We start from the raw sequence: 24,637 nt of genomic DNA, 5'->3' as shown, positions 1-24,637 counted from the left end.
TCAGGGGGTCAATCCATCTTGGTGCCCGAGGCCTTGACCGCAGCGGCCCAGCGCGGCATTTCGCCGGCCAGGAATTTGGCGAACTCGTCGGCGCCCAGGAAGGCCGGATCGGCGCCCTGCTCCACCATGCGGCTCTTCACATCGGGCAGGCTCATCACCTGCTGGAAGGCACCGCTGAGCTTGGCCACCACCTCCTTGGGCGTGCCGGCCGGCGCCAGGAATCCGTAGAAGCCCACGACCTCGAATCCCTTGATGCCAGACTCGATGGCGGTCGGCACATCGGGCAGCGCGGGATTGCGCTCCCTGCTCGTCACGGCCAGGGCGCGCACCTTGCCCTGCTTGTGGTAGGCCGCGGCCTGCGGAATGCTCTCGGCCATGAACTGCACCTGGCCGCCGATCAGGTCGGTGAAGGCTGGCGCGCTGCCCTTGTAGGGGATGTGGACCAGATCCAGGTTGGTGGCGTTCTTGAACATCTCGGGCACCAGGTGGCTGATGCCGCCGTTGCCGGCCGAGCCGAAGTTGATCTTGCCGGGGTTGGCTCTGGCATAGGCCATGAATTCCTGCAGATTCTTGGCCGGCACCTTGTTGTTGACCAGCAGCGCCAGCGGCTGCATGGCGGTGCGCGCCACGGGCGTGAAGTCCTTCAGGGTGTTGTAGGGCAGCTTGGGATAGAGCGCCGGATTGATCACCATCACGCCGGTGTTGGCCAGCATCAGCGTGTAGCCGTCGGCGGGCGACTTCATCACGTCCTGCGCGCCCACGGCGCCGCCGGCGCCGGGCTTGTAGTCCACGATGATGGGCTGGCCCAGCACACCCTGCAGCTTATCGGTCAGCAGGCGCGCATGCTGGTCCAGCGGGCCGCCGGCCGGAAAGCCCACCACCACGCGGATGGGCTTGACGGGGAAGCTGCCGCCCTGGGCATGGGCCAAGGTGAAAGCCGTGAGGCCCAGGGCCGCTGCCAGGCCCAGGCGCCCAAATCTTGGCCAGAATTTTTTCATGGTTGTCTCCCGATATGTGGATGTTCTTGAGGTCGGGGCCCGTGCACGGGCCACCCGCAAACAGACGCGGCCCCAGCGGGGCCGCAGATCGGGATTCTAAGAGCGTGTTCACGATCTTAGAGCTGGCTTGCGCTTCAAACGCCTGAAGACGCGGCGGTTTCAGCGCGCCGCGGGCAGGTTTTCCCGCACGTAGTCGGCCACCACCTGCATCAGCGTGGCAAAGTGCGCGCGCAGCGGCTCGAAGCCGGCATTGGGCTCGCGCGTGTCCTCGTCCATGTAGACCGGTCGGCGGATCTCGATCTGCATGGAATGGCGCCCCAGCTGCGGCTGGCCGATGCGGCCTATCAGCTCCACCCCCTTGTAGGGCTCGTTGTAGGCCACGCTGTAGCCAAAGCCCTTGAGAGTGTCGCCGATCAGGTGGATGAACTCGGGTGCGCAGGTCGTGCCGTCGCGGTCGCCGAGCACGAAGTCGGCCAGCGGCGGCGCATCCGTGCGGCCCAGGCGCTTGTACACGTCATTGGGCATGGAATGCAGGTTCAGGTGCCAGACACCGCCGAAGCGCTGCACGCTGGCATCGATGGCCTGCGCCAGCGCCGCATGGTAGGGGCGCCAGTAGCGCGCGATGCGGTGCTCGATCTCGGCCACCGTGCGCTTGCGCTCGTACAGCGGCGTGGCCACGCCGTCCTTGCTGATGCGCTGCCAGATCAGGCCCAGGCCCTGCTGGGTCTTGATGCTGGGCGACAGCGGCACGGGCCATTGGCCTTCGATCTGCGCGGGGTCCAGGTCGGCCTCGCTGCGGTTGGCGTCGATATAGGTGCGCGGAAACGTGGCTTCGATCAGCGTGGCGCCGAATGCGGGCCAGCGGTCCCACAGCGCGGCCACATGCGTGTCCTCGCCGCGGCGCAGCAGGCGCATGGGCACGGCATGGCCGAAGTCCTCGGGATAGGCCGTACCGCTGTGCGGCGAGTCGCAGACGATGGGCAGCGCTTCGCCCTGCGGCAGATGGATGATGACCGGCTCGTCCGGCCGGGCTTGCAAGAAATCGGGTGCCGGCATGCGGGCCTTCCTTGTCGTGGCGGCAGCGGAGGCTGCGGCCGCCGCCTGCGGCAGCCGCGCAAGGCCTCCGTCAGCCATTAGTCCAGCTTGATGTTGGCGCGCTTGGCCACGGCCGTGTAGCGCTCGATGGCGACCTTGATCTGCTTGGCAAATTCTTCAGGCGTGTTGCCCATGGATTCGCCCGAGATGGACTTCTGCTTTTCCAGGTAGTCGGGCATGGCCATGGCCTTGTGGGCCGCGGCATTGAGCTTGTCGATGATGGGGCGCGGCGTGCCGGCGGGCGCCACCAGGCCGAACCAGCCGCCGTCGCCCATCTGGGGATAGCCCAGCTCGGCATAGGTCGGCACGTCGGGCAGCACTTCGGCGCGCTTCAGGGCCAGCACGGCCAGCGGGCGCAGCTTGCCGTCCTTGATGTGGGGCAGCGTGGAAGGCAGGTTGTCGGTCATGGCATTGACCTGGCCGCCCAGCGCATCGGTAATGGCCTGGCCCGCGCCCTTGTAAGGGATGTGCAGCAGCTGGATGCCGGCCAGATTCATGAAGTTCTCGATGTTGGCATGGCCCAGCGAGCCCGTGCCCGGCGAGGCGAAGGTGTACTTGTCCGGATGGGCCTTGGCCAGGGCGATGAATTCCTTCATGGTCTTGGCCGGCACGCTGGAATTGACCACGAACACGCTGGGCACGCTCATCACGTTGGTGATGGGCGCGAAGTCCTTGATGGCGTCGTAGGGCAGCTTGCGAAAGATGGCCGGATTGGAGCCGTGGGTGGACACGGTGGCCATGCCGATGGTGTAGCCGTCGGGCGCGGCCTTGGCGATCTCGGAAGCGCCGATCGAGCCGCCGGCGCCGCCCTTGTTGTCCACCACCACGGACTTGCCGAGGATCTGGCTCATTTTCTCGGCCAGCAGGCGGGCCACCATGTCGGTCGAACCGCCGGCGCCGAACGGCACCACCAGGCGGATGGGACGGCTCGGATAGTCGGCCGCGGCATTCGCCGCGAATGCGGGGCTGAGCGAAATAGCGGCAGCGCCCGCAAGCAGGCTGGACAAAACGGTGCGGCGAATGGCCATGTGGACTTTCCTCTCCAGAAATATGGTTGATATGGCGCGAACCGGCTGGTTGGCAACGGGCTGCATTCTGGTGGCAGGCGCTCCCGGGGAAAAGCGACAAGAAAGCACAGTCATATGACTGCCCGTCATAATGGTTCGGCCATGCGCATGCACTCCCCCTCCCTGTCCGAGCTGCACGCTTTCTCGGCGGCCGCGCGCCTGGGAAGCTACTCACTGGCCGCCCAGGAGCTGTATGTCACCCAGGGCGGCATCAGCCGGGCCATCGCCCGTCTCGAAGAACATCTGGGCTTTGCGCTGTTCGAGCGCCAGGGCCGACGCAACGCGCTCACGCGCGCGGGGCAGGAATACCTGCAGGCCGTCGAGCCCGCCCTCATGGCCATCGAGGCCGCGTCGGCCGCCGCCCGCCGCAACTCCAGCCAGCGCAGCGGCGCACCACAGCTGCGCCTGTCCGTCGTACCCACGCTGTTCAGCCACTGGCTGATTCCGCGCCTGCCTGATTTCAGCGCCCGCCATCCGGAAGTGATGCTGTCCTTTGCCCCCTACCGGAGGGACGACACGCTGAACGCGCCCGAGATCGATGCCTGGATCCGCGTGGGCAGCCACTGGGCACCCGACATCGCCGCCGACTATGTGATCGGCCGCGACCTGATCCCCATCTGCCATCCGCGCGACCTGCAGGGACCGCAGGCCATACGCGACGCTGCCGATGTCCTCGGTCGGCCGCTGCTGGCCCACACCAACTACCCGGGCAACTGGGCCTGCTGGGCCGCGGCGCAAGGCGTTGCGCAGGACTGCCCGCAGCCCAAGGCGGACTTCGAGACCGTGGCCCTGCTGGTGCAGGCCGTGGCCGCAGGCATGGGCGTGGCCGTGGTGCAGCGCTGCCTGGTGGAGGAGGATCTGGCCGCCGGCCGCGTCGCGCAGGCGCTGGATGCCCCCGTCAACATCGGGCGCGGCTACTTTCTGTGCCGGCCTGCGGCGCGCACGCCGACGGCGGCGCTGGAGCAGTTCAGGCACTGGATTCTGGAGCAGGCCGCGCCGCGGGCCATCCCGCCGGAAACAGGTGCCTCCGCCTCTGCGCCTTCAGCGCCAGCCGCGTGAAAGCACCCACTGGCACAAGGCACTTGACAACACCAGCGCCGCGTAGCTGGCCATCTTCCCATCGCGGCCGAACCACCACATGCCCACCGCCAGAACCGCGCAACCCACAATGGAATTGATAGCTACCTGCGCTTTCCAGGAAAGGGCTGCAGCCTGATTTACCTTGAATAACCGGGCATACAGCGCCATGCCTGCGGCGAGAAAGAATGCAGGGGCCGCGAAGTTGAGTAAATGATTCACGCTCGCAACTGCGCCCATTGCCGCGGCTCCGATTCCAAGACTTTGAACTCGGGTGATACCCGAAAGAAGCCGAAATTTTATAATCTAGGGTTATGGCAGTCTGGGCTCTCGGTATCAATCACCACACGGCTCCGCTCGATATGCGGGGCCGTTTCGCGTTCGCGCTCGATCAGATCGCGCCCACGCTGCAAGGCCTGCGCGCCTCCCTGACCGGCGCCGGCCGGGCCCATAGCGCGGTGGAAACCGCCATTCTCTCCACCTGCAACCGCACCGAAATCTACTGCGCCGCCGACACGCCGGCCATGGACCATACGCTGCACTGGCTGGCCAGCAGCGGCGGCATCGCGCCCGAACTGCTGCGCCAGCACTCCTACCTGCTGCAGGACGGCTCCGTGGCCCGCCATGCCTTCCGCGTGGCCAGCGGCCTGGATTCCATGGTGCTGGGCGAGGCCCAGATCCTGGGCCAGATGAAGAATGCCGTGCGCGCCGCCGAGTCCGCCGGAGCGCTGGGCACCACGCTCAACCAGCTGTTTCAGCGCAGCTTCGCCGTGGCCAAGGAAGTGCGCAGCTCCACCGAGATCGGCGCGCATTCGATCTCCATGGCCGCAGCCGCCGTGCGCCTGGCCGGCCAGCTGTTCGAGGACCTGAGCCAGATCCGCGTGCTGTTCGTGGGCGCCGGCGAGATGATCGAGCTGGTCTCCACCCACTTTGCCGCCAGGAATCCCAGGCAGATCACCATCGCCAACCGCACCCTGGAACGCGGCGAGAAGCTGGCCGCCCAGTTCGGCGCCGGCACCATGCGCCTGGCCGATCTGCCCGAGCATCTGCACGAGTACGACGCCGTCATCAGCTGCACCGCCTCGAGCCTGCCCATCATCGGCCTGGGCGCCGTGGAAAGCGCGCTCAAGAAGCGCAAGCGCCGCCCCATCTTCATGGTGGACCTGGCCGTGCCGCGCGACATCGAATCCGAGGTCAAGAACCTCAACGACGTCTATCTCTACACCGTGGACGATCTGGCCACCGTGGTGCGCACCGGCCAGGCCCAGCGCCAGGCGGCCGTGGAGCAGGCCGAGGTCATCATCGACACCGGCGTGCAAAGCTTCATGCACTGGCTGGACCAGCGCAAGCCCGAAGGCGGCATGGTGCCTCTGATCCAGCAGATCAACACCCAGGCCGACGAATGGCGGGCGCTGGAGATTGCCCGTGCCAAGAAGCTGCTGGCCAGGGGCGAGGACGTGGATACCGTGCTCGAAGCCCTCTCGCGCGGCCTGACGCAGAAGATGCTGCACGGCACCATGGCCGAGCTGCACAAGGGCGACGCCGAGCAGCGCGCCCGCACCGCAGAGACCGTCTCGCGCCTGTTCCTTCGCTCCGGCCGCGACGCCGGCAAGTCCGCGCAGAAAACCCCGCTTTAGCGGCGCTCGCCGCCAGCGCTGCAGCGCCGCCTGCCCTTCAGTCCTTCCGCTGCAGCCCATCCTTTCGCCGGCCTCTCCGGCACCGTGCCTTCTTTCCCGTTTTCCGATGCCGGCGCCGGCCCAGGCGCCCGCATCCCAGCCTTTGGTGAAGCCTTATGCAAGACTTTCTGCGCAACCAGCTCGAACGCTATGCCCAACGCCTGCAGGAGCTGGACTTCCTGCTCTCGCGCGAAGACATCATGGGCGATATGAAGCAGTACCGCACCATCTCGCGCGAGCATGCCGACGTCACGGCCATCGCCAGCCGCTATGCGCGCTACCAGCAGACGGAGGCCGACATCGCGGCGGCGCGCGACATGCTCGAAGACCCCGACATGGCCGAAATGGCCCGCGAAGAAATCAGCAACGGCGAGGCCGAACTGGTCCGGCTGGAGGACGAGCTGCAGCGCATGCTGCTGCCCAAGGACCCCGACGATGCGCGCCCGGCCTTCGTGGAAATCCGCGCTGGCACGGGTGGCGACGAGTCGGCCCTGTTCGCCGGCGATCTGGCCCGCATGTACACGCGCTATGCGGCCAATGTGGGCTGGAAGGTGGAAGTCATGAGCGCCAACGAAAGCGAGCTGGGCGGCTACAAGGAAGTCGTGCTGCGCATCGACGGCGACAACGTCTACGGCGCGCTGCGCTTCGAATCGGGCGGCCATCGCGTGCAGCGCGTGCCCGCCACCGAAACCCAGGGCCGCATCCACACCAGCGCCTGCACCGTGGCCGTCATGCCCGAGCCCGACGAGGCCGAGGCCATCACGCTCAACCCGGCCGACCTGCGCATCGACACCTTCCGCGCCAGCGGCGCCGGCGGCCAGCACATCAACAAGACCGACTCCGCCGTGCGCGTGGTCCATCTGCCCACGGGCATCGTGGCCGAATGCCAGGACGGGCGCAGCCAGCACAGCAACAAGGCCAAGGCGCTGCAGGTGCTGCAGGCGCGCATCCAGGAAAAGGAACGCAGCGAGCGCGCCGCCAAGGAAGCCGCCCTGCGCAAGGGCCTGATCGGCTCGGGCGACCGCAGCGACCGCATCCGCACCTACAACTTCCCCCAGGGACGCCTGACCGACCACCGCATCAATCTCACGCTGTACAAGCTGCTGCAGGTCATGGAAGGCGACCTGGGCGAGGTGCTGCAGGCCCTGGCTCATGCCCGCGAGGCCGAGCTGCTCGAAGAGCTGGCCATCGCCTCCTGAACCGCTTCGCCCGCAAGGCCCCATGGGCCGTAGCCCCCATCAGAAACAGACTGCAGGCAATCCCGAGATGTACATGCGTTTTCTGCCCGTCCTGGGCCGCCTTCTGCTTTGCAGCAGCCTGCTGGCCGCGGCCGGCACCAGCCAGGCGCTGGTGGCGCGCAAGCCCTCGGCCTACGAGTCCGGCGCCGGCAGCCCCGCGGATGCCGCAGCCAACCGCAGCGCGCCCGGAGAGCTGCCCGCACTTGCCGGCCGCGCCGACGTCGACCGGCTGGCGCGCGTCTACGATCCGGCCGGCGCTGCGGCCATGCCCCATGTGCTGTTCGTGGTCGACCGCCAGGCCAGGCCCGCCAGGCTGTACTTCATCAACACGCCGCGCTATGCGCTGCACGAGAACTTTCTGCGCGCCAGGGGCCTGCTGCGCGGCGACCGGGCCGAACTCAACCGCAACTACCGGGAGCCGGGGCGCCGCTTCATCCTCGGCACGCTGAGCTGGCAGCCGGCCCTCCAGGGCTATAGCTACGAATTCTGGGAAGGCGACCGGCTCACGCCACAGCTGCTGCAGGCCACGGCCGATGCGCTCAGGACAGGCTTTTTCGCGCCCGTGCGCTTCAAGGCCAATGCCACCGCGCAGGAAGCTGTGGCCCAGGCCGCGGGCATCGATGCCGTGACCCAGGCAGCGCTGATCGGCGCCCAGACCTATCTGCCGCTCAACACCGGCACGGCCGTGGGGCGGCTGCGCATCGTGGACGCCGCCGATGCCGTGAAAAGCCTGGCCGCGCAGGACATTGCCCTGCTGCGCGAAGTGCCCATCAGCCTGCCGCCCGTGGCCGGCGTGATCACCGAGCGGCCTTCCACCGTGCTCTCCCACGTCAACCTGCTGGCGCGCGGCTGGGGTGTGCCCAATGCCTATGTGCGCGATGCCGCCAGCGAGCTTGCGCAATGGAACGGCCGGTGGGTGCACCTGGAAGTGGGGCCCGGCGAATACCGGCTGCGCGCGGCAGACGCGGCCGAGCAGCGGGCTGCCGAAGCCCGGGCCGGCCGCAAGCCGGCCAACGGCAACCGCGTGCTGATCCAGCCCGATCTGGGCCGCAGCGAGCTGGTGCCGCTTTCCGCGCTGCGCGGTACGGACCGCCGGCGCTGCGGCGCCAAGGCCGCCAATCTGGGCGAGATCCGCTCTGCCCACATCGCCGACGTGCTGGTACCCGATGGTTTCTGCATCCCGTTTGCCGCCTATGCCGACTTCATGCGCGGCAACGGCCTGGCCGAGCGCGTGGCCCGCATGCGCCAGCAGCCTGGCTTTGCCACGGACGCAGGCGTCAGGGCCCGCGCCCTGGCCGCGCTGCAGGCCGACATCGAGCAATGGCCGCTGCCCACCGCCATGGCCCAGGCCTGGCAGCAGCGCTGGAGCAGCCAGCTCGGCGGCCAGGGCGTGTTCGTGCGCAGCTCGTCCAGCTCGGAAGACCTGCCCCACTTCAGCGGCGCGGGCCTGTACACCACGGTACCCAATGTGAAGACGGGCGATGCCCTGCTCCAGGCCGTGCGCAAGGTCTGGGCCTCGGTCTACAACTTCGAGGCCTGGGAGGCACGCGAGGCTGCAGGCATCGACGACGGACAGGTGGCAATGTCGGTATTCGTGCAGACCGCCGTGGACTCCACGGCCTCGGGCGTGATGATCACGCGCGACCCGTTCGACGCCCGGCATCGCCATGCCACCTATATCGCCGCCAAGCGCGGCATAGGCATACGCGTGGTCGAAGGCCGGCGCGTGGCCGAGCAGATCATGTATTCGAGCCGCAGCCAGGCCGTGCAGGTACTCAACCGCTCGGCCGACGATGTGGCCCTGCAGCTGAGCGCCGATGGCGGCGTCAAGGAAATTCCCACCCAGGCCGGGCGCGCCGTGCTCAGCGATGCGCTGGTGCAGCGCCTGGCCCGCACGGGCGCCGCCATCAAGCAGCGCTTCGGCGGCCGGGAGCAGGACATCGAATGGGCCGTGCACGGCGACCGCATCATCATCCTGCAGGCCCGCCCCTTCATCACCGCGCCCGCCCGCTGAACCGGCGAGATGCCATGACCTCGATCACCTCTGCCATCGTCCTGAGGCACTTGCACGCCGCGGGCTGGACGCCCGGGCGCGAGGCGGCGCCCGCGCCCGAGATCCAGGCTCTGCTGCATGCCCGGCCCGCAATGGCCCGCCACCCGGCCGTGGCCGCGCTGCGCCAGCTGGCGGGGCTGACCCTGGGCAAAGTCGGTGCCGGCCAGGAATGCGCCAGCAGCGATATCGCCTTCCACTGGAGCTCCAACGGCCTGGCGGATGCGCACACCGATGCGGAGCTGCTCCTCTGGCAGGATGTGCTCAAGACATGCCTGGTCCAGGTCGCCGAAGTCCACCACGGCCACGGCCTGCTGCTCATGGCGGCCGACGGCCGCTGCTTCGGCATGAGCCTGGTCCACGATGCGTTCTGCTTCGAGGGAGAGAATCTGGAGCAGGCCATGGCGCATCTTCTGGGCGGCGTGCATTCGCGCCCCATGCTGCGCCCCGGCCAGCAAGAGGTCCACCTCTACGGCAAACGCTACACCCGGCACAGCCCCGAGACCTATGCAGGCTGACCCGGCCACCACGACATGACACAGACCCGCCCCTCCACCCCGACCATTGCCCAGGCCCTGGCCGAAGCGGCCCGCCAGGGCCTGCCCCGCATGGACGCCCAGATGCTGCTGCTGCATGCGGCGGGACAGTCGCCCCATGCGCGAGCCTGGCTCATCACGCACGACACCGACACGCTGAGCCCCGCCCAGCAGGCCAGCTGGCAGGCGCTGTGCGCCCGGCGCCTGCAGGGCGTGCCCGTGGCCTACCTCACGGGCCGCAAGGAGTTCTACGGCCTGGACCTGGCCGTGGATGCACGCGTGCTGGACCCGCGCCCCGATACCGAGACGCTGGTGGACTGGGCGCTGGAGCTGATGCCGCCGCAGCAGCCCTGCCGCGTGGTAGACCTGGGCACAGGCAGCGGCGCCATCGCCCTGGCCCTGCAAAGCCGCCGCCCCGTGGCCCAGGTGCTGGCCGTGGATGCCAGCGCCGACGCCCTGGCCGTGGCCCAGGCCAACGCCCAGCGCCTGCAGCTGCCCGTGCAGTTCGCCCACGGCAGCTGGCTAGAGCCCCTGGCCGGCCAGCCCGCCTGCGACCTGATCGTGAGCAATCCGCCCTATATCCGTGCGGACGATCCGCACCTGGCCAGCCTCACCCACGAGCCGCTGTCGGCCCTTGCCAGCGGCGGCGACGGCCTGGCGGACATACGCTGCATCATCGCCCAGGCGCCCGCGCACCTGAAGCATGGCGGCTGGCTGCTGTTCGAGCACGGCTGGGACCAGGCGCCGGACGTGGCCGCGCTCATGCAGCAGGCCGGCTTTGCCGCCGTGCAGCACCGCGAGGACCTGGCCGGCATCGCGCGCTGCACCGGCGGACAGTGGCCGCCGGCTTGATTTTCCCGCCCGCGCCCCGATTTGGGGACGAACCGGCACCCGATTCCCGCACGGCGCCCAGCCAAGGGCCGACAGTGAAATAATCCCTGCTGCGCTGCCGTCGCAGCAATCCACCGATTTTGGAGCCCACCATGAGCAACACCCAACAACGCATCGCCGACCTCGTCAAGAACAATGACATCCTGCTGTTCATGAAGGGCAATGCGAGCTTCCCCATGTGCGGCTTCTCCGGCCGTGCGATCCAGATCCTCAAGGCCTGCGGCGTGGACCCCAAGGCCATCGCCACCGTGAACGTGCTGGAAGACCAGGAAATCCGCCAGGGCATCAAGGAATTCAGCAACTGGCCCACGATTCCCCAGCTGTACCTGCACGGCGAATTCATCGGCGGCTCGGACATCATGATGGAAATGTACGAATCGGGCGAGCTGCAGCAGCTGCTGGCCGCCAAGGCCTGAGCCCGGCCGCTCCCTCGCGCGAAGCCACGCCTTGCCGTGGCTTTTTTCATTGGGATATGCCATGCCAGCCCTTCCAGAGCCACCCGGCCACCACTGCTGCATCCATATCGACGGCAGCGCCCTGCCCAACCCCGGCCCCATGAGCCTGGGCGCCGTGCTGCGCATGCCCGACGGCCGCAGGCACACGCTGTCGCTCAACCTGCGCCGCAGCGGCTGCAACAACGAGGCCGAACTGCTGGCCCTGCTGGCTGCCCTGCGCAAGGCCCGGTCCCTGGGTATTCATCACATCACGCTGCGCACCGACAGCAGCGTGCTCGTGGAGCAGCTGGGCCCACCCGGCCCCAGGCCCGTGCGCCCCATCCCGCGCCTGGACCCCCTGTTTGCGCAGGCACGCAGCCTGATGCGCGAATTCGCGGAAATCCGGCTGCAGTGGATACCGCGCCACCGCAACCAGGAAGCCGACGCACTCGCCCGTACCGCGCACGCCCTGCCGGGAAACCCGGCCCGCACCGGCTGAACGGCGGCCGCCGCCCATGCCAGCCTGGAGGCGGGGCCAGGCTTTATGTGATTGAATAAGGCATGTTGTTTTTGACGCAGTCGGTGCCCGCGCGCCACTGCGGCCCTGCCTATGAGTTTGCTCCAGAGCCTGCTGATGATCGCGGCACTGATTCTTGCCAGTGCCTTCTTTTCCGTGGCTGAAATCTCCCTGGCCGCCTCGCGCCGCCTGCGCCTGCGGCAGATGGTCGAAGATGGAGAGCCGCGCGCCGAGCAGGTCATGAAGATGCAGGCCCAGCCCGGCGAATATTTCACGGTCACGCAGATCGGCCTCAACGCCGTTGCCATCCTCGGCGGCGTCGTGGGCGAAGGAGCCCTCACCCCTTTCCTGACCCAGCTGCTGAGCCTGTGGCTGAGCGAGAGCCGCTCGCAGACGGTGGGCTTTCTGCTGTCCTTCATCACCATCACGTCGTTCTTCATTCTGTTTGCCGACCTGCTGCCCAAGCGCCTGTCCATGGCCGAGCCCGAACGCCTGGCCGTGCGCGTGCTGCGCCCCATGCTCTGGTGCATGGCCGTGCTCAAGCCGCTGGTGTGGTGCTTCAACAAGCTGGCCGATGGCACGGCCCGGCTGCTGGGCCTGCCCACGGTGCGCGACGAGCGCATCACGCACGAGGACATCCTGGCCATGACCGAGGCCGGCACCAAGGCCGGCGTGCTGGCCGCGCAGGAGCAGCAGGTCATCGCCAACCTGTTCGAGCTGGACTCGCGCACCGTGGCCTCGGCCATGACGCAGCGCGACCGCATCGCCTTCTTCTACCGCGACGATCCCGACGAGGTGATCCGTGCGCGCATTGCCGAGGAACCGTTCTCCACCTATCCGGTCTGCGACGGCGACATCGACCATGTGGTCGGCTACGTCGATGCCAAGGACCTGTTCCAGCGCTCGCTCAACAACCAGCCGCTGTCGCTGACCGACGACTCGCTGATCCGCAAGGTGCTGATCGTGCCCGACCGGCTCACGCTGGCCGAGGTGCTGGAGCAGTTCCGCCTGGTGCACGAGGACTTTGCCGTCATCGTCAACGAATACAGCCTGGTCGTCGGCGTCGTGACGCTCAACGACGTGATGAGCACCGTCATGGGCGATCTGGTGACCGGCTCGGATGACGAGGAGCAGATCGTGCGCCGCGACGAGAATTCCTGGCTGATCGACGGCGTCACGCCCGTGGAAGACGTGATGCGCGTGCTGCAGCTTGACGACATGCCGCACGACGACGAGTACGAGACCCTGGCCGGCTTTCTCATGGTCATGCTGCGCCGCGTGCCGCGCCGCACGGATGCCGTGAACTGGGGCGGCTACAAGTTCGAGGTGCTGGACGTGGACAGCTACCGCATCGACCAGGTCATGGTCACGCGCCTGCCCGATCCTGCCGACGCCCATGCGGCTGCCAAGGCTGCAGGCAGCACCGCCCAGGCCGGTGCAACGGCCGGCAGCGAAGCGCACTCCTGAAACCAGAGCAGCTTGCGCCTTTTCTGCAAAGACTTCAGAAGCCTTTGCCTTTCAAATACAGCAAAGGCAAGCGCAATGCGCTTGCCTTTTCATAGCATTACTGCCAACCGTCCTAGCCTTGCGCGACCTGCACTGCTCCGCGTTCTTCCACCATCCAATTGCGCTGGGCGCCAAAGACTGCATTCGGATATTGGGGCTGGCCACGGCTGCCGTTGTAGCGTCCCAGCGCCATGTAGGCATCGCCCTTCTCGCGGTCCAGGTAGTGGCGCAGGATCACGCAGCCAAAGCGCAGATTGGTCTGCATGTGGAACAGCTTGCCCGCATCGCCGTCGCCCAGCAAGCGCATCCAGAACGGCATGATCTGCATGTAGCCGCGCGCACCCACGCTGGAGATCGCATATTTGCGGAAACCGCTCTCCACCTGGATCAGGCCCAGGACCATGGATACCTCCAGGCCTGCCCGTCTGGATTCGTACCAGACCGTCTGCAGGAATTCACGCCGCACCTGCGCATCGGGCTTGCGCTTGGCCAGCCGCTCGCTGCAGGCCACCAGCCAGCGCAGATAGCGCAGGCGCGCTTCGGTCGAGGGAAACTCCAGCTCCGGCGGCGCCTGGCCCACGACGGCCGCGCTCAGCGCCGTGCGCACGGAATCGGCCAGCGGCTCTTCGAGCTGCCCGCCCGCCCAGGCCGCCTGCGGCAGCAACACTCCCACAGGCGATGCCAGCAGCGAAGCGGCAGCGGCCAGACTGGAGCGGCGGCTGAGCATGATCACGCGCTGTTACAGGCCCAGACGGCTCTTCAGGTATGCCAGCACCTCGCCGACGGCCAGCTTGGTGGCCTCGGTGTCGCGGCGGTGCTGGTATTCCACGATGCCTTCCTTGAGGCCGCGGTCGCCGAGCACCACGCGGTGCGGCACGCCGATCAGCTCCCAGTCGGCGAACATGGCGCCGGGGCGCTCGCCGCGGTCGTCCAGGATCACGTCCACGCCCAGCGCCAGCAGCTCGGTATAAAGCTTTTCGGCTTCGGCCTTGACCAGTTCGCTGCGGTCCATGCCGATGGGGCAGACCACCACGGTGAACGGCGCGATCGCGTCGGGCCAGATGATGCCGCGCTCGTCATGGCTTTGCTCGATGGCGGCGGCCGGCAGGCGCGTCACGCCGATGCCGTAGCAGCCCATCTCGAACTCGGTGGGCTTGCCGTTCTCGGCCAGGAAGGTGGCCTTCATGGCCTTGGAGTACTTGGTGCCCAGGTAGAACACGTGGCCGATCTCGATGCCGCGCTCGATGAGCAGTTCGCCCTTGCCGTCAGGCGACTTGTCGCCGGCCACCACATTGCGCAGATCGGCCACGATTTCTGGCTCGGGCAGGTCGCGGCCGAAGTTCACGCCGGTGATGTGGAAATCCACCTCGTTGGCACCGCAGACCCAGTCGGCCATCACGGCCACCTCGCGGTCCACGACCAGCTTCACGGGCTTTTTCAGGTGGATAGGACCCAAGTAGCCGGGCTGGCAGCCGAAGTGCTCCTCGATCTCGGCCACGGTGGCAAAGCGGAAGTTGGCCAGGCCCTCGACCTTGCCCACCTTGATCTCGTTCATCTCGTGGTCGCCGCGCAGCAGCAGCAGCCAGACCTGGGTCTTGGCGACCTGTCCGGCCTCGTCGGTCTCGTCGGTAGCCAGCACCAGGGACTTCACGGTCTGCGCCAGGGGCAGGCCCAGCTGCTGCGCCACGGACTCGCAGGTGCTGTTGCCGGGCGTGGCCACCTTGGCCATGGCCTGGGCGGGGGCGGGACGGGGACCGGCCGGCGGCAGGCTTTCGGCCTTCTCGATATTGGCGGCGTAGTCGCTGTTCGGGCAATAGACGATGGCGTCCTCGCCCGTGGAGGCGATCACCTGGAACTCCTCGCTCAGATCGCCGCCGATGGCGCCGCTGTCGGCGCGCACGGCACGGTACTGCAGGCCGAAGCGGTCGAAGATGCGCTTGTAGGCCTCGCGCATGGCTTGGTAGCTGATCTGGGCGGCATCGCGGTCCTTGTCGAAGGAATAGGCATCCTTCATGATGAACTCGCGCCCGCGCATCAGGCCGAAGCGGGGACGGCGCTCGTCGCGGAACTTGGTCTGGATCTGGTAGAGGTTCTTGGGCAGCTGCTTGTAGCTCTTGAACTCCTGGCGCGCGATGTCCGTCACCACTTCCTCGCTGGTGGGCTGGATCACGAAGTCGCGCTCATGGCGGTCCTGGATGCGCAGCAGCTCGGGGCCCATCTTGTCGAAGCGGCCGGTCTCCTGCCACAGCTCGGCCGGCTGCACCACGGGCATGGTCACCTCGATGGCGCCGGCGCGGTTCATTTCCTCGCGCACGATGGCCTCGACCTTGCGGATCACGCGCAGGCCCATGGGCATGTAGTTGTAGATGCCGGCACCCAGCTTCTTGATCATGCCGGCCCGCGTCATGAGCTTGTGGCTGACCACTTCGGCGTCCGCCGGAGCTTCCTTGAGGGTGGAGATGAGAAATTGGGAGGCTTTCATGGAACTGGCAATAAAGCGGTAACGAAGCGGAAATGACCATGGCCCGCTTGCCGATCACAAGGGGCCATGCATAATGAACACAATTCAAAAAATTGGGGTTCGATTATGCTTGACCGGGACGGATTCCGCCCGAACGTCGGCATCATCCTGCTCAACCAAAGAAACCAGGTGTTCTGGGGAAAACGCATCCGCACCCACAGCTGGCAGTTTCCGCAAGGTGGCATTGACCGGGGGGAGACACCCGAGCAGGCCATGTTCAGAGAACTGCATGAGGAAGTGGGGCTGAAGCCCAACCACGTTCGCGTGGTTGCCCGCACCCGGGACTGGTTGCGCTACGAGGTGCCGGACCGGTATATCCGCCGCGACGCGCGCGGGCATTACAAAGGCCAGAAGCAGATATGGTTTCTGCTTCAATTGGTCGGCCACGACTGGGATTTGAACCTGCGTGCCACCGACCATCCCGAGTTCGACGCCTGGCGTTGGAACGACTACTGGGTGCCGCTCGACGTGGTTGTCGAATTCAAACGCGGCGTCTACGAGATGGCGCTGACAGAACTCGCGCGCTTCGTACCCCGCGGCGAGCAGCAGCGCAATCGCTATCTGCGCAGCGGCATGCGCCCGCGCGAGCTGGAGGCGGGCGGCAATGCCTTTGCCACACCGCAGCCCCATCATGCCCCGGCCATGCATCCTGCCAGGACCGGGAGTTTTCGCATGAACCCGGGCATGGAACTGCCTCCGGGTGCCAGCTTCGACCCGGACCCCCAGTCCGGACAAGGCGAGCCGGATACGGATCCGCACGCAGGCAGAAGCAGCAAGCATCTGCAGTAAAGGTAAAAAAAGCCGCACAGAACCTCTGAGCGGCTTTTTTATTTGGGGCGCCCGGGATTCCTGCAGCGCCACAGGCATCGCCTCAGTGGCCGGCAACCACCATGTTGTCGCGGTGCACCATCTCGGGTCCGGCCGAATAGCCAAGCAGGCCTTCGATCTCGGCCGAACTCCTGCGGCACAGCAACCTGGCCTCGGCACTTGCATAGCTGGCCAGCCCCCGCGCCACCTCCCGACCGCTCTCATCACGCACGGCAATCACCTCGCCGCGGGAAAAATCGCCTTCCACGGCCATCATGCCGATGGGCAGGAGGCTTTTGCCCTCATCGCGCAGCTTGGCCACGGCGCCGGCATCCACGGTTACCGAGCCGCGCAACTGCAGATGGTCGGCAATCCACTGCTTGCGCGCCTGCGTCTTGTGCGTACGGGCCACGAGCAGCGTGCCGATGGATTCTCCCTGGGTGAGCCGCAGCAGCACATCCTTCTCGCGCCCCCAGGCAATCACGGTGGAGGCCCCCGAACCAGCAGCCCGCTTGGCCGCGAGGATCTTGGTGATCATGCCGCCCTTGCCGATCGAAGAGCCGGCACCGCCGGCCATGGCTTCCAGCTCGGGATCACCGGCCTGGGCCACGTCGATGAAGCGGGCATCGGGATTCTTGCGCGGATCGGCGCTGTACAGGCCGCGCTGATCGGTCAGGATGACCAGTGCATCCGCTTCCACCAGATTGGCCACCAGGGCGCCCAGGGTGTCGTTGTCGCCGAACTTGATCTCGTCGATGACCACCGTGTCGTTCTCATTGATGACGGGCACGACCCCCAGGTCCAGCAGCGTCAGCAGCGTGGTGCGTGCGTTCAGGTAGCGCTCGCGGTCGGCCAGGTCGCCATGGGTGAGCAGAACCTGGGCACTGGCCACGCCTTCCTCGCGCAGCTTGGTCTCGTACATCTGGGCCAGCCCCATCTGGCCCACGGCGGCGGCAGCCTGCAGCTCGTGCACCTCGGTAGGGCGCGTGGTCCAGCCCAGGCGCTTCATGCCCTCGGCGATGGCACCGCTGGAGACCATGATGACCTCTCGGCGCACGCCGTCCTCCCCGCGCACCAGGGCAGCCAGCTGGCGGCTCCACTCCTGGATGGCGCCCTCGTCCAGGCCGCGGCCTTCATTGGTGACGAGGCTGGAGCCCACCTTGACCACGATGCGATGGGCATCACGCAACACGTTGGAAGACATGAGGATTTGACAGTGTTTTATGTCTCCAGCACTTATGCATCAAGCGCTGGAAGCTATTGAATTCAAAGCAGGACAGCACGCTTTGCGTGCCGCCAGTCCAAGCCGCCCGCTTATTCCGGATCCCGAGGTGCGAAACGCGGATCGGACAGATCCACACCGGCATCCTCGACATCGGCAAAGCGCGGATCGACTTCCTTGACGCCCTGCTCCAGTTTCTGCTGGGCCTGCACATGCTGGTAGATCTGGCGGATCAAAGGCTCGCAGCCTTCGCGCGTCAGGGCGGAAATCTCGAATACCGGCCCCTTCCATTTGAAGCGCTTGACGAAGTCCTTGACCCTGGCGGCACGCTCTTCCACCGGCACCATGTCCAGCTTGTTGAGCACCAGCCAGCGCGGCTTGCCGTAGAGCTCGGCATCGTACTTCTTGAGCTCGCCCACAATGGCCTTGGCCTGCGCGACCGGATCCACGCTGTCGTCGAACGGCGCCAGATCCACCACGTGCAGCAGCAGGCGGGTGCGCTGCAGGTGGCGCAGGAACTGGTGGCCCAGGCCCGCGCCTTCGGAGGCGCCCTCGATCAGGCCCGGAATGTCGGCCACGACAAAGCTTTGCTCAGGACCCACACGCACCACACCCAGGTTCGGATGCAGTGTCGTGAACGGATAGTCGGCAATCTTGGGGCGTGCATTGGACACTGCCGAGATGAAAGTGGACTTGCCGGCGTTGGGCATGCCCAGCAGGCCCACATCGGCCAGCACCTTGAGTTCCAGCTTCAGGCTGCGGCGTTCGCCGGGCCAGCCCGGTGTCTTCTGGCGCGGCGCACGGTTGATGGCGCTCTTGAAGCGCAGATTGCCGTAGCCGCCATCGCCGCCCTTGGCGATCGTGACCACCTCGCCGGGCGTCAGCAGCTCGAACAGCACTTCGCCCGTCTCGGCATCGCTGATGATGGTGCCCACGGGCATGTGCAGCGTGATGTCGTCGCCTGCTGCGCCGAACATGTCCGAGCCCTTGCCATGCTCGCCACGCTTGGCCTCATAGCGGCGCGCATAGCGGTAGTCGACCAGGGTGTTCAGGTTCACATCGGCCACGGCGAACACGTGACCTCCACGGCCTCCGTCGCCGCCGTCGGGGCCACCGAATTCCTTGTATTTCTCGTGCCGGAAGGACACGCAGCCATTGCCGCCGTCCCCGGCCGCAATGTCGATATAAGCTTCGTCAACGAACTTCATGAGGCATCCAGTTTACAAAATCAGTGTGCACCAGACAGCCCCAGGCCACACTCCGCAGCAGTCAATCGCGTGCCGCTGCCATGGAAAAAGCGCACCTTCCACTCAGGGGAAGAGCTTTCTCAAACGACAAAGCCCCGACAAGTCGGGGCTTTGTTCAGGTCAAGAGCCGACTTAGGCAGCCGTCACATTGACAGTGTGCTTGGACAGCGCGCCCTTCACACCGAACGACACATGGCCGTCCACCAGTGCGAACAGGGTGTGGTCCTTGCCCACGCCCACGTTTTCACCGGGATGGAACTTGGTTCCGCGCTGGCGCACGATGATGGAGCCGGCAGTCACCAGCTCGCCACCGAAGGCCTTCACACCGAGCATCTTGGGCTTGGAATCGCGCCCGTTTCGCGTAGAGCCGCCGCCTTTTTTCTGTGCCATGACTTAGCTCCTAAGTTTAAGCAGCGATGGCCACGATCTGCAGTTCGGTGAACTGCTGGCGATGGCCTTGGCGCTTTTGATAGTGCTTGCGACGGCGCATCTTGAAGATGTGCACCTTGTCGTGCTTGCCGTGAGCAACCACAGTTGCCTTGACAGATGCGCCGGACACCAGGGGTGCACCAACCTTGATTTCAGCGCCGTTGCCGACGGCCAAAACTTGGTCGATCACGATTTCCTGGCCTACGTCCGCAGCAATCTGTTCTACCTTGATCTTTTCGCCAGCTGCAACGCGATACTGCTTGCCGCCGGTTTTTATGACTGCGTACATGAAAACCTCATGAATTGAAGAGTTCTGCGGACGAATTTCCACAGAGCCTGCAATTCTAGCACGCAAGCAAAATTTCTGCTCGCAAGATATCGCACCTGCCCGGCATGAACGGCTGGGGGAGCACATGCCGCAAAAAGCGCAACCTCGTATTTCTATAATCGACGATCCACTTGGCGGTTCATCACCTTGACTACAGAAACTTCTATATCCAATCCGCTTGCCCTGATCGCAGACGACATGCGCGAAGTGGATCGTGTCATCGCCCAGCGCCTGACCACCAGCGTCCCCCTGATTGCCCAGATCTCCCAGTACATCATTGCGGCGGGCGGCAAGCGTCTGCGCCCCGCGCTGCTGCTCATGGTCTGCAGTGCCCTCGGATACCGGGGCCGCGACAAGTACATGCTGGCCGCCGTGGTGGAACTCATCCATACCGCCACCCTGCTGCATGACGACGTGGTGGACGAATCCACGCTGCGCCGCGGCCGCCCCACCGCCAACGAAACCTTCGGCAACCCCGCCAGCGTTCTGGTGGGCGACTTTCTGCATACCCGCTCCTTCCAGATGATGGTGGAGGTGGGCAGCATGCGCGTGCTGCAAATCCTCTCGGATGCCACCAACGTGATCGCCGAAGGCGAGGTGCAGCAGCTCATCAACACCCACGACGCATCCCTGGATGAAGCCGGCTATCTGCACGTCATCCGTTCCAAGACTGCCCAGCTCTTCGAAGCCAGCGCCCAACTGGCTGCCGTTCTTGCCAACGCTTCGCGCGAAGTGGAGCAGGCCTGCGCCACCTACGGACAGGCCCTGGGCACGGCCTTCCAGATCATCGACGATGTACTGGACTACACCGGCAACACCCAGGAAATGGGCAAGAACCTCGGCGATGACCTGCGGGAGGGCAAATGCACCTTGCCGCTGATTGCCGCCATGCAGCGCGGCACGCCGCAGCAGGCGGCCATCGTGCGCAACGCCATCGAGCAGGGTTCGACAGAGCAGCTGGAAGCCGTCGTCAGCATCGTGCACTCCACGGGCGCCCTGGACATTGCCCGCGCCGCAGCACATAGCGAGGCCCAACGAGCCATCGATGCATTAAATGTGTTGCCAAGCAACGAGCACACCACAAATTTGCTACAATTGGCCTCTCAGCTTTTGGAGCGCCGCACTTGAATCGCCAAGTGCATTGAGGTGCTCGTTCAACAAAGCACACGGGGTGTAGCTTAGCCTGGTAGAGCGCTACGTTCGGGACGTAGAGGCCGGAGGTTCGAATCCTCTCACCCCGACCAGAAATTATGTTGTAAATCAAGGATTTACGCAGTTTTTGATTTGACAACCAGATAGCAGCAGTGGCAACTTTCGCCACTTCGCACACCACTCGCGCAATCATCCCCCTTCTCCTTGCCTATACGCATGTTCCTTAACCACGGAACACAGCGTCATGGCATCCATTGAGAACCGCTCCAAGGTTCAAGTCTCTATCAAGAACAGAGACGACCTCACCAAGACATTCGAGTACAGCGCGGACAAAGCCATCAAAGCCTACGTCGAGCATCTGAAAGCACAGGGCTACAAGCCCAAGCTGGCCAGTCTCAACAACCATTACGCCATCCGCGCCCGCCAAGTAGGTTACCCAGACCAGTGCCTCTACGCATCAAGCGAAGTAGAGGCACTGGAACTCAAGCAACGCATCGAAAGCGAGCGCCGTCGCGGCATCGTCATCGACTACGGCCTTGCACGGCGAACCACGTTCGCCGACCTGTTGATTCGCTATCTCCACGAAGAAGCTCCCAGGCACAAGAGCTTCGAGGTCGAGGGCTACAAGATCAATGCCGTGTTGGAAGACGCCGGCCTGCCACGTGAGGACATGGCAGCCATCTTGGCCGCGCACCCTAACCCCCACCCGAAGTGGAAAGGCAAGCAGATGCGCAAGCCGACAGGCGCGCAGATGCGGGAGCCCTCTGAGGCCAGCCGATTCGTGCGCAAGTCATTCGCCGATGTCGTCCCGGACGACTTCATGGACTACATCGACGAGCGGTGCCAAATGGTCGAAGCCTCAACTGTGGACCGGGAAATCGACATTTTCGCCGCCGTATGCAACACCGCTATCGACATGTGGCGCATTCCATGCGCCAAGAGCCCTATGGACGGAGTCCGTCGCCCGAGCTACTTCAATGAGCGCGACCGCCGGTTGAAGGGGGACGAGGAGACGCGATTGCTGGAGGCTGCTCATCAAGAAGACCGGGCCAGGTCTATCGCGCTGCGGCTCGAAAAACTGATGCAGGACGAACGCGAGGATGCCAACGAGGCTCGCACCGTCTACAAGCGCAAGAAGATTGTCAAAGCGGCGCGGGAACAGTACCAGGACGAAGCACAGCAGAGCTACACCCACGTTGCGCTTTTGGAGACCCTCATCCAGTTCCTGTTGATGACCGGCGCTCGCCGCAGCGAGGCACTGAATCTGACTTGGTCACGACTGGACTTGGAGACTCAGACTGCCCTGCTCCCTGAGTCCAAAAACGGCCGGGCGCGGAAGCTCTCCATCCGCACGGACCTTGTCCACTTGCTCCGTGCACTCCCGCGCACGGACCACCTTGTGTTCCCCATCAGCGTTGACGGCCTTCGCAAAGCGTGGGCGCGCATTTGCTCGCTGGCCGGATTGACAGGTGACAACGAACTTCGGATTCACGACCTACGTCATGAAGCCATTTCCCGTGTTGCTGAGGCGGGCAGCAACACCCCTGGAGGGTTCACGCTGGTTGACCTACAAGCCTTCAGCGGCCACCGTGACACACGCATGCTGCTGCGGTATGCACACCTGTGCACCCAGAGCTTGGCGAAGCGGTTGGACGCCGCGTTCGCGGACTCAAATCAAATAACGGCGCACCATGGCGTTCGCCGGTTGAAAAAGGGAGCGGCGGTCACGATTGGCGACCTGTGCGGATCGACGCCGCTGCCACCCCAGCCCGCACCGTCGCCCTTGAACCAATCGTTCACCTTCAAGTTGCCATCGGTTTGCCTCACCTGGGGGGCGAACAAATAAATCAAGAAAAAGCGGTAAAAGGCGGTTCATGCAGTGATGTTCGCGCTATACGGTAGGCAGTCATGTGACTGCTTGCCATTAGGAACTGCACATGGACCGTCTTCTGACGCCCCGCGAACTGAGCGCCCTCATCGCGCTCGCTCAACGAACCATCTACAACCGACGCGCGACCGGTGGCGACCTGCCACCTGCCATCCTCCTTGGCCGACACGTGCGGTTCAAGGCATCAGATGTCCAGCAATGGATAGCGCACCACCAAGAGAGCCGCGACAAAAACCCAGGCACGAAAACACCCGAAGGAGACCAGGCATGAGCCGCCGCCCTCCCTTCGAGCCTATCGGCTACGCAAAAAAGCTGGAGAAGTCCGGCGACTACGCAGCAGCAGACCAGCTCCTCCATTACTGGACTGGCACTCACTGGAGCATGATTGATGACGAGGCAGGCATGCGAATGGCACTGCGGTGGATTGCTGACGGCGAACATGGCATCGTCAATGCGGCCAACGCCAAGGCGACCCATCAAACAGCGTTGCTCTGGCTCCCCGCTCTGCAAGAACCAGCCCGCGCTGCCGTGATTCCCGTGCAGAACGGCTACTTGCACCTTGATGGCTGCCCGACCTTGCATCCCCATGACAAAAAGCTGGGGCTCCGTCACGTCCTTCGTTGCGACTACGATCCCTGCGCACCGGCACCGGAAGCGTTTGAGAAACTGTTGCGCCGCGTTCTTCCTGACCCCGCAGTGCGAAACCGAGTACAAGAGTACATCGGTTACACACTGCTGCCGGACGCACGCTTCCAGCTCGCACAACTCTGGCTCGGCACCGGCGCAAATGGCAAGGGCACGCTGGCGAACATCGTTCAGGCCCTCCACGAACGGAAAGCCGCCGCCTCGCCAAGCAAGCTGGATGGGTTCCATGCCGCCATCGTATTGGGGGCATCTCTCATCTACTGCGACGAAGCTCCCCCGCAAGACTGGTGTGAACAAGTCATGAAGTCAATGATTGCCGGTGAGTCAGTTCCCATTGACCGAAAATACTTGCCGCCCATTACGACTCGCGTCAGTGGGAAGTGGCTCATTCTCGCCAACCACATCCCCGTCGTGAAGGACCAATCCCACGGCTTCTGGCGACGGTTCGACATCGTTCCCTTCAGCGTAGAGATTCCGGCCAGCGAGCGCGACCCGCTGCTGGCCGACCACATCATCAAGCATGAGTTGACCGGCGTACTGAACTGGGCTCTGGAGGGGCTGCAACGCCTGCTGGCCCGTGGTCGGTTCGATGCCACCCCGCCTCCTGCGATGAAGGCTGCAACGCAGGCCGCCCGGACCGAGACCAACTCGGTTCATGCCTGGGTGCATGACGCGGCCATCGAGCGCACAACGACCACGGACACGTCCAAGTCCGAGGTGTACACGGCCTATGCCGCATGGTGCAGAGAAAACGGCATGGCACCCGTTGCCTCGCCGAAGTTCTGGAAGCGCTTGCCTGACTCCCTGGGGCCGGTTGTGGAAGGTCGAGCGGTTACGAAAGCCGGCCGCATTCGCACCTGCAATGTTCTGCTGTCCTGACCAGTCAAACAGCCATTCCGGGAAGAAAAGCAGCCGTTGAAACCGGCTGCTTTTCTTCCTGACCAGATTGACCGGCTTCTACTCAAAAGTTTCCACTGACGCCACCTCCTCTTGCCTTCTCCCCCTTCTCGTCCGGGGACAAGAAGATGGATTCAAAAAAGAGTTTTACCAGGACGCCCGGTCAGCCTGGTCACTCGAAAAATTCCGCACAAACGCGGCATATTTTGTGACCAAGCCAACGTGGGAATACTGGTCTGCGCAACCGTACGGATTCAACGCAACCAGGGACGATGCCAAGGCATCGTCACCGCGCCATATTCGGGGTCCTACTCATAACGCGGCCATCCAGCCTCGAACAGTCCATCATCCACAAGGCAGCCATCCGCGAGGCAGTACAAGCACTGCTCCTTCTTGTCCTTGACCCCCACTTCAAC

The 24,637-nt window shown here is 65.0% G+C and carries 24 protein-coding genes and 1 tRNA gene; 15 read left to right on the top strand and 10 right to left on the bottom strand.

The window, feature by feature from the left end; translation table 11 throughout:
- Positions 1-8: 8 nt before the first annotated feature.
- The 3 genes from V8Z74_RS01485 to V8Z74_RS01475 all read right to left on the bottom strand — a co-directional run bounded on the left by V8Z74_RS01485 (position 9) and on the right by V8Z74_RS01475 (position 3,121).
- Positions 9-998 (bottom strand): Bug family tripartite tricarboxylate transporter substrate binding protein, encoded by a 990-nt coding sequence (locus V8Z74_RS01485; protein WP_349707564.1) that lies wholly within the window; start codon positions 996-998, stop codon positions 9-11.
- A gap of 159 nt (positions 999-1,157) precedes the next feature.
- On the bottom strand, positions 1,158-2,054 hold the full coding sequence (locus V8Z74_RS01480; protein WP_349707562.1) for an N-formylglutamate amidohydrolase: 897 nt from the start codon (positions 2,052-2,054) through the stop codon (positions 1,158-1,160).
- A 77-nt stretch (positions 2,055-2,131) separates the two neighbouring features.
- Positions 2,132-3,121: a tripartite tricarboxylate transporter substrate binding protein BugE gene (locus V8Z74_RS01475; protein WP_349707561.1), complete on the bottom strand. Its 990-nt coding sequence runs from the start codon at positions 3,119-3,121 to the stop codon at positions 2,132-2,134.
- A gap of 141 nt (positions 3,122-3,262) precedes the next feature.
- On the opposite strand from V8Z74_RS01475, the gene V8Z74_RS01470 reads away from it, so the two are divergent.
- Entirely contained in the window at positions 3,263-4,219 is a 957-nt protein-coding gene (locus V8Z74_RS01470) for a LysR substrate-binding domain-containing protein (RefSeq protein WP_066473320.1), read from the top strand.
- Here the strand turns inward: V8Z74_RS01470 and V8Z74_RS01465 are convergent.
- Positions 4,202-4,477, bottom strand: a complete 276-nt coding sequence (locus V8Z74_RS01465; protein WP_066473323.1) for a hypothetical protein — start codon at positions 4,475-4,477, stop codon at positions 4,202-4,204. The two genes, V8Z74_RS01470 and V8Z74_RS01465, sit on opposite strands and share 18 nt — an antisense overlap.
- Before the next feature lie 74 nt (positions 4,478-4,551).
- Here V8Z74_RS01465 and hemA point away from each other — a divergent pair, with 74 nt between their 5' ends.
- The 8 genes from hemA (at position 4,552) to paeA (ending at position 13,046) form a co-directional block, all read left to right on the top strand.
- Positions 4,552-5,874 carry a glutamyl-tRNA reductase gene (gene hemA, locus V8Z74_RS01460; protein ID WP_066473325.1) on the top strand — a complete coding sequence of 441 codons (1,323 nt, stop codon included), beginning with the start codon at positions 4,552-4,554 and terminating at the stop codon, positions 5,872-5,874.
- Positions 5,875-6,029: 155 nt separating this feature from the next.
- Positions 6,030-7,112, top strand: coding sequence for a peptide chain release factor 1 (gene prfA, locus V8Z74_RS01455; protein WP_349707559.1), 1,083 nt, complete (start codon positions 6,030-6,032; stop codon positions 7,110-7,112).
- Between the two features lie 67 nt (positions 7,113-7,179).
- Positions 7,180-9,165, top strand: coding sequence for a PEP/pyruvate-binding domain-containing protein (locus tag V8Z74_RS01450; protein WP_349707557.1), 1,986 nt, complete (start codon positions 7,180-7,182; stop codon positions 9,163-9,165).
- Positions 9,166-9,179: 14 nt separating this feature from the next.
- On the top strand, positions 9,180-9,719 hold the full coding sequence (locus tag V8Z74_RS01445; RefSeq protein ID WP_349707555.1) for an SUKH-3 domain-containing protein: 540 nt from the start codon (positions 9,180-9,182) through the stop codon (positions 9,717-9,719).
- A 15-nt stretch (positions 9,720-9,734) separates the two neighbouring features.
- Positions 9,735-10,589, top strand: coding sequence for a peptide chain release factor N(5)-glutamine methyltransferase (prmC, locus tag V8Z74_RS01440; protein WP_349707554.1), 855 nt, complete (start codon positions 9,735-9,737; stop codon positions 10,587-10,589).
- Positions 10,590-10,720: 131 nt separating this feature from the next.
- Positions 10,721-11,044, top strand: coding sequence for a Grx4 family monothiol glutaredoxin (gene grxD / locus V8Z74_RS01435; protein ID WP_349707552.1), 324 nt, complete (start codon positions 10,721-10,723; stop codon positions 11,042-11,044).
- A gap of 61 nt (positions 11,045-11,105) precedes the next feature.
- Positions 11,106-11,561, top strand: a complete 456-nt coding sequence (locus V8Z74_RS01430) for a ribonuclease HI family protein (RefSeq protein WP_349707550.1) — start codon at positions 11,106-11,108, stop codon at positions 11,559-11,561.
- A gap of 111 nt (positions 11,562-11,672) precedes the next feature.
- Entirely contained in the window at positions 11,673-13,046 is a 1,374-nt protein-coding gene (gene paeA / locus V8Z74_RS01425; RefSeq protein WP_066473346.1) for a polyamine export protein PaeA, read from the top strand.
- A 112-nt stretch (positions 13,047-13,158) separates the two neighbouring features.
- Here paeA and V8Z74_RS01420 read toward each other — a convergent pair whose 3' ends face one another.
- Positions 13,159-13,812, bottom strand: coding sequence for a lytic transglycosylase domain-containing protein (locus tag V8Z74_RS01420; protein ID WP_349707548.1), 654 nt, complete (start codon positions 13,810-13,812; stop codon positions 13,159-13,161).
- Between the two features lie 12 nt (positions 13,813-13,824).
- Positions 13,825-15,567 (bottom strand): proline--tRNA ligase, encoded by a 1,743-nt coding sequence (locus tag V8Z74_RS01415; protein ID WP_349707546.1) that lies wholly within the window; start codon positions 15,565-15,567, stop codon positions 13,825-13,827.
- 105 nt (positions 15,568-15,672) lie between these two features.
- Here V8Z74_RS01415 and V8Z74_RS01410 point away from each other — a divergent pair, with 105 nt between their 5' ends.
- Positions 15,673-16,395, top strand: a complete 723-nt coding sequence (locus V8Z74_RS01410; protein ID WP_066473360.1) for an RNA pyrophosphohydrolase — start codon at positions 15,673-15,675, stop codon at positions 16,393-16,395.
- Positions 16,396-16,477: 82 nt separating this feature from the next.
- Here the strand turns inward: V8Z74_RS01410 and proB are convergent, their stop codons facing one another.
- The 4 genes from proB to rplU all read right to left on the bottom strand — a co-directional run bounded on the left by proB (position 16,478) and on the right by rplU (position 19,600).
- The gene (gene proB, locus V8Z74_RS01405; RefSeq protein ID WP_066473362.1) at positions 16,478-17,617 is read right to left on the bottom strand and encodes a glutamate 5-kinase; all 1,140 of its coding nucleotides are present in this window, start codon (positions 17,615-17,617) and stop codon (positions 16,478-16,480) included.
- Between the two features lie 110 nt (positions 17,618-17,727).
- Entirely contained in the window at positions 17,728-18,843 is a 1,116-nt protein-coding gene (gene cgtA / locus V8Z74_RS01400) for an Obg family GTPase CgtA (protein ID WP_066473364.1), read from the bottom strand.
- A gap of 171 nt (positions 18,844-19,014) precedes the next feature.
- On the bottom strand, positions 19,015-19,272 hold the full coding sequence (gene rpmA / locus V8Z74_RS01395; protein ID WP_066473374.1) for a 50S ribosomal protein L27: 258 nt from the start codon (positions 19,270-19,272) through the stop codon (positions 19,015-19,017).
- 16 nt (positions 19,273-19,288) lie between these two features.
- Positions 19,289-19,600 carry a 50S ribosomal protein L21 gene (gene rplU, locus V8Z74_RS01390; protein WP_003058536.1) on the bottom strand — a complete coding sequence of 104 codons (312 nt, stop codon included), beginning with the start codon at positions 19,598-19,600 and terminating at the stop codon, positions 19,289-19,291.
- 237 nt (positions 19,601-19,837) lie between these two features.
- On the opposite strand from rplU, the gene V8Z74_RS01385 reads away from it, so the two are divergent.
- From V8Z74_RS01385 to V8Z74_RS01365, 5 genes are all read left to right on the top strand, one after another.
- Complete coding sequence (locus V8Z74_RS01385; protein ID WP_066473376.1) at positions 19,838-20,767, top strand: polyprenyl synthetase family protein; 930 nt, start codon at positions 19,838-19,840, stop codon at positions 20,765-20,767.
- A gap of 39 nt (positions 20,768-20,806) precedes the next feature.
- A tRNA-Pro gene (locus V8Z74_RS01380) sits at positions 20,807-20,883 on the top strand.
- 152 nt (positions 20,884-21,035) lie between these two features.
- Complete coding sequence (locus tag V8Z74_RS01375; protein WP_349707543.1) at positions 21,036-22,637, top strand: tyrosine-type recombinase/integrase; 1,602 nt, start codon at positions 21,036-21,038, stop codon at positions 22,635-22,637.
- 91 nt (positions 22,638-22,728) lie between these two features.
- On the top strand, positions 22,729-22,950 hold the full coding sequence (locus tag V8Z74_RS01370) for a helix-turn-helix transcriptional regulator (protein ID WP_349707541.1): 222 nt from the start codon (positions 22,729-22,731) through the stop codon (positions 22,948-22,950).
- Complete coding sequence (locus tag V8Z74_RS01365) at positions 22,947-24,203, top strand: DNA primase family protein (RefSeq protein WP_349707539.1); 1,257 nt, start codon at positions 22,947-22,949, stop codon at positions 24,201-24,203. Before V8Z74_RS01370 ends, V8Z74_RS01365 begins: the two co-directional genes overlap by 4 nt.
- Positions 24,204-24,637 lie beyond the last annotated feature (434 nt).

Origin of the sequence: Comamonas sp. w2-DMI, from assembly GCF_040187735.1 — a bacterium.
Lineage (GTDB): Bacteria > Pseudomonadota > Gammaproteobacteria > Burkholderiales > Burkholderiaceae_C > Comamonas > Comamonas terrae.
The sequence above is the reverse complement of the archived record's forward strand: the minus strand, read 5'-3'. Positions and strand labels throughout refer to the sequence as shown.

Coding starts and splice junctions, on each gene's coding strand:
- paeA (WP_066473346.1), top strand. CDS start 11,673: ATGAGTTTGCTCCAGAGCCTGCTGATGATCGCGGCACTGATTCTTGCC.
- prmC (WP_349707554.1), top strand. CDS start 9,735: ATGACACAGACCCGCCCCTCCACCCCGACCATTGCCCAGGCCCTGGCC.
- V8Z74_RS01485 (WP_349707564.1), bottom strand. CDS start 998: ATGAAAAAATTCTGGCCAAGATTTGGGCGCCTGGGCCTGGCAGCGGCC.
- V8Z74_RS01430 (WP_349707550.1), top strand. CDS start 11,106: ATGCCAGCCCTTCCAGAGCCACCCGGCCACCACTGCTGCATCCATATC.
- V8Z74_RS01475 (WP_349707561.1), bottom strand. CDS start 3,121: ATGGCCATTCGCCGCACCGTTTTGTCCAGCCTGCTTGCGGGCGCTGCC.
- V8Z74_RS01410 (WP_066473360.1), top strand. CDS start 15,673: ATGCTTGACCGGGACGGATTCCGCCCGAACGTCGGCATCATCCTGCTC.
- proB (WP_066473362.1), bottom strand. CDS start 17,617: ATGTCTTCCAACGTGTTGCGTGATGCCCATCGCATCGTGGTCAAGGTG.
- rplU (WP_003058536.1), bottom strand. CDS start 19,600: ATGTACGCAGTCATAAAAACCGGCGGCAAGCAGTATCGCGTTGCAGCT.
- V8Z74_RS01415 (WP_349707546.1), bottom strand. CDS start 15,567: ATGAAAGCCTCCCAATTTCTCATCTCCACCCTCAAGGAAGCTCCGGCG.
- V8Z74_RS01420 (WP_349707548.1), bottom strand. CDS start 13,812: ATGCTCAGCCGCCGCTCCAGTCTGGCCGCTGCCGCTTCGCTGCTGGCA.
- prfA (WP_349707559.1), top strand. CDS start 6,030: ATGCAAGACTTTCTGCGCAACCAGCTCGAACGCTATGCCCAACGCCTG.
- V8Z74_RS01375 (WP_349707543.1), top strand. CDS start 21,036: ATGGCATCCATTGAGAACCGCTCCAAGGTTCAAGTCTCTATCAAGAAC.
- V8Z74_RS01370 (WP_349707541.1), top strand. CDS start 22,729: ATGGACCGTCTTCTGACGCCCCGCGAACTGAGCGCCCTCATCGCGCTC.
- V8Z74_RS01445 (WP_349707555.1), top strand. CDS start 9,180: ATGACCTCGATCACCTCTGCCATCGTCCTGAGGCACTTGCACGCCGCG.
- rpmA (WP_066473374.1), bottom strand. CDS start 19,272: ATGGCACAGAAAAAAGGCGGCGGCTCTACGCGAAACGGGCGCGATTCC.
- V8Z74_RS01470 (WP_066473320.1), top strand. CDS start 3,263: ATGCGCATGCACTCCCCCTCCCTGTCCGAGCTGCACGCTTTCTCGGCG.
- V8Z74_RS01365 (WP_349707539.1), top strand. CDS start 22,947: ATGAGCCGCCGCCCTCCCTTCGAGCCTATCGGCTACGCAAAAAAGCTG.
- hemA (WP_066473325.1), top strand. CDS start 4,552: ATGGCAGTCTGGGCTCTCGGTATCAATCACCACACGGCTCCGCTCGAT.
- V8Z74_RS01480 (WP_349707562.1), bottom strand. CDS start 2,054: ATGCCGGCACCCGATTTCTTGCAAGCCCGGCCGGACGAGCCGGTCATC.
- V8Z74_RS01465 (WP_066473323.1), bottom strand. CDS start 4,477: ATGGGCGCAGTTGCGAGCGTGAATCATTTACTCAACTTCGCGGCCCCT.
- cgtA (WP_066473364.1), bottom strand. CDS start 18,843: ATGAAGTTCGTTGACGAAGCTTATATCGACATTGCGGCCGGGGACGGC.
- V8Z74_RS01385 (WP_066473376.1), top strand. CDS start 19,838: ATGCGCGAAGTGGATCGTGTCATCGCCCAGCGCCTGACCACCAGCGTC.
- V8Z74_RS01450 (WP_349707557.1), top strand. CDS start 7,180: ATGTACATGCGTTTTCTGCCCGTCCTGGGCCGCCTTCTGCTTTGCAGC.
- grxD (WP_349707552.1), top strand. CDS start 10,721: ATGAGCAACACCCAACAACGCATCGCCGACCTCGTCAAGAACAATGAC.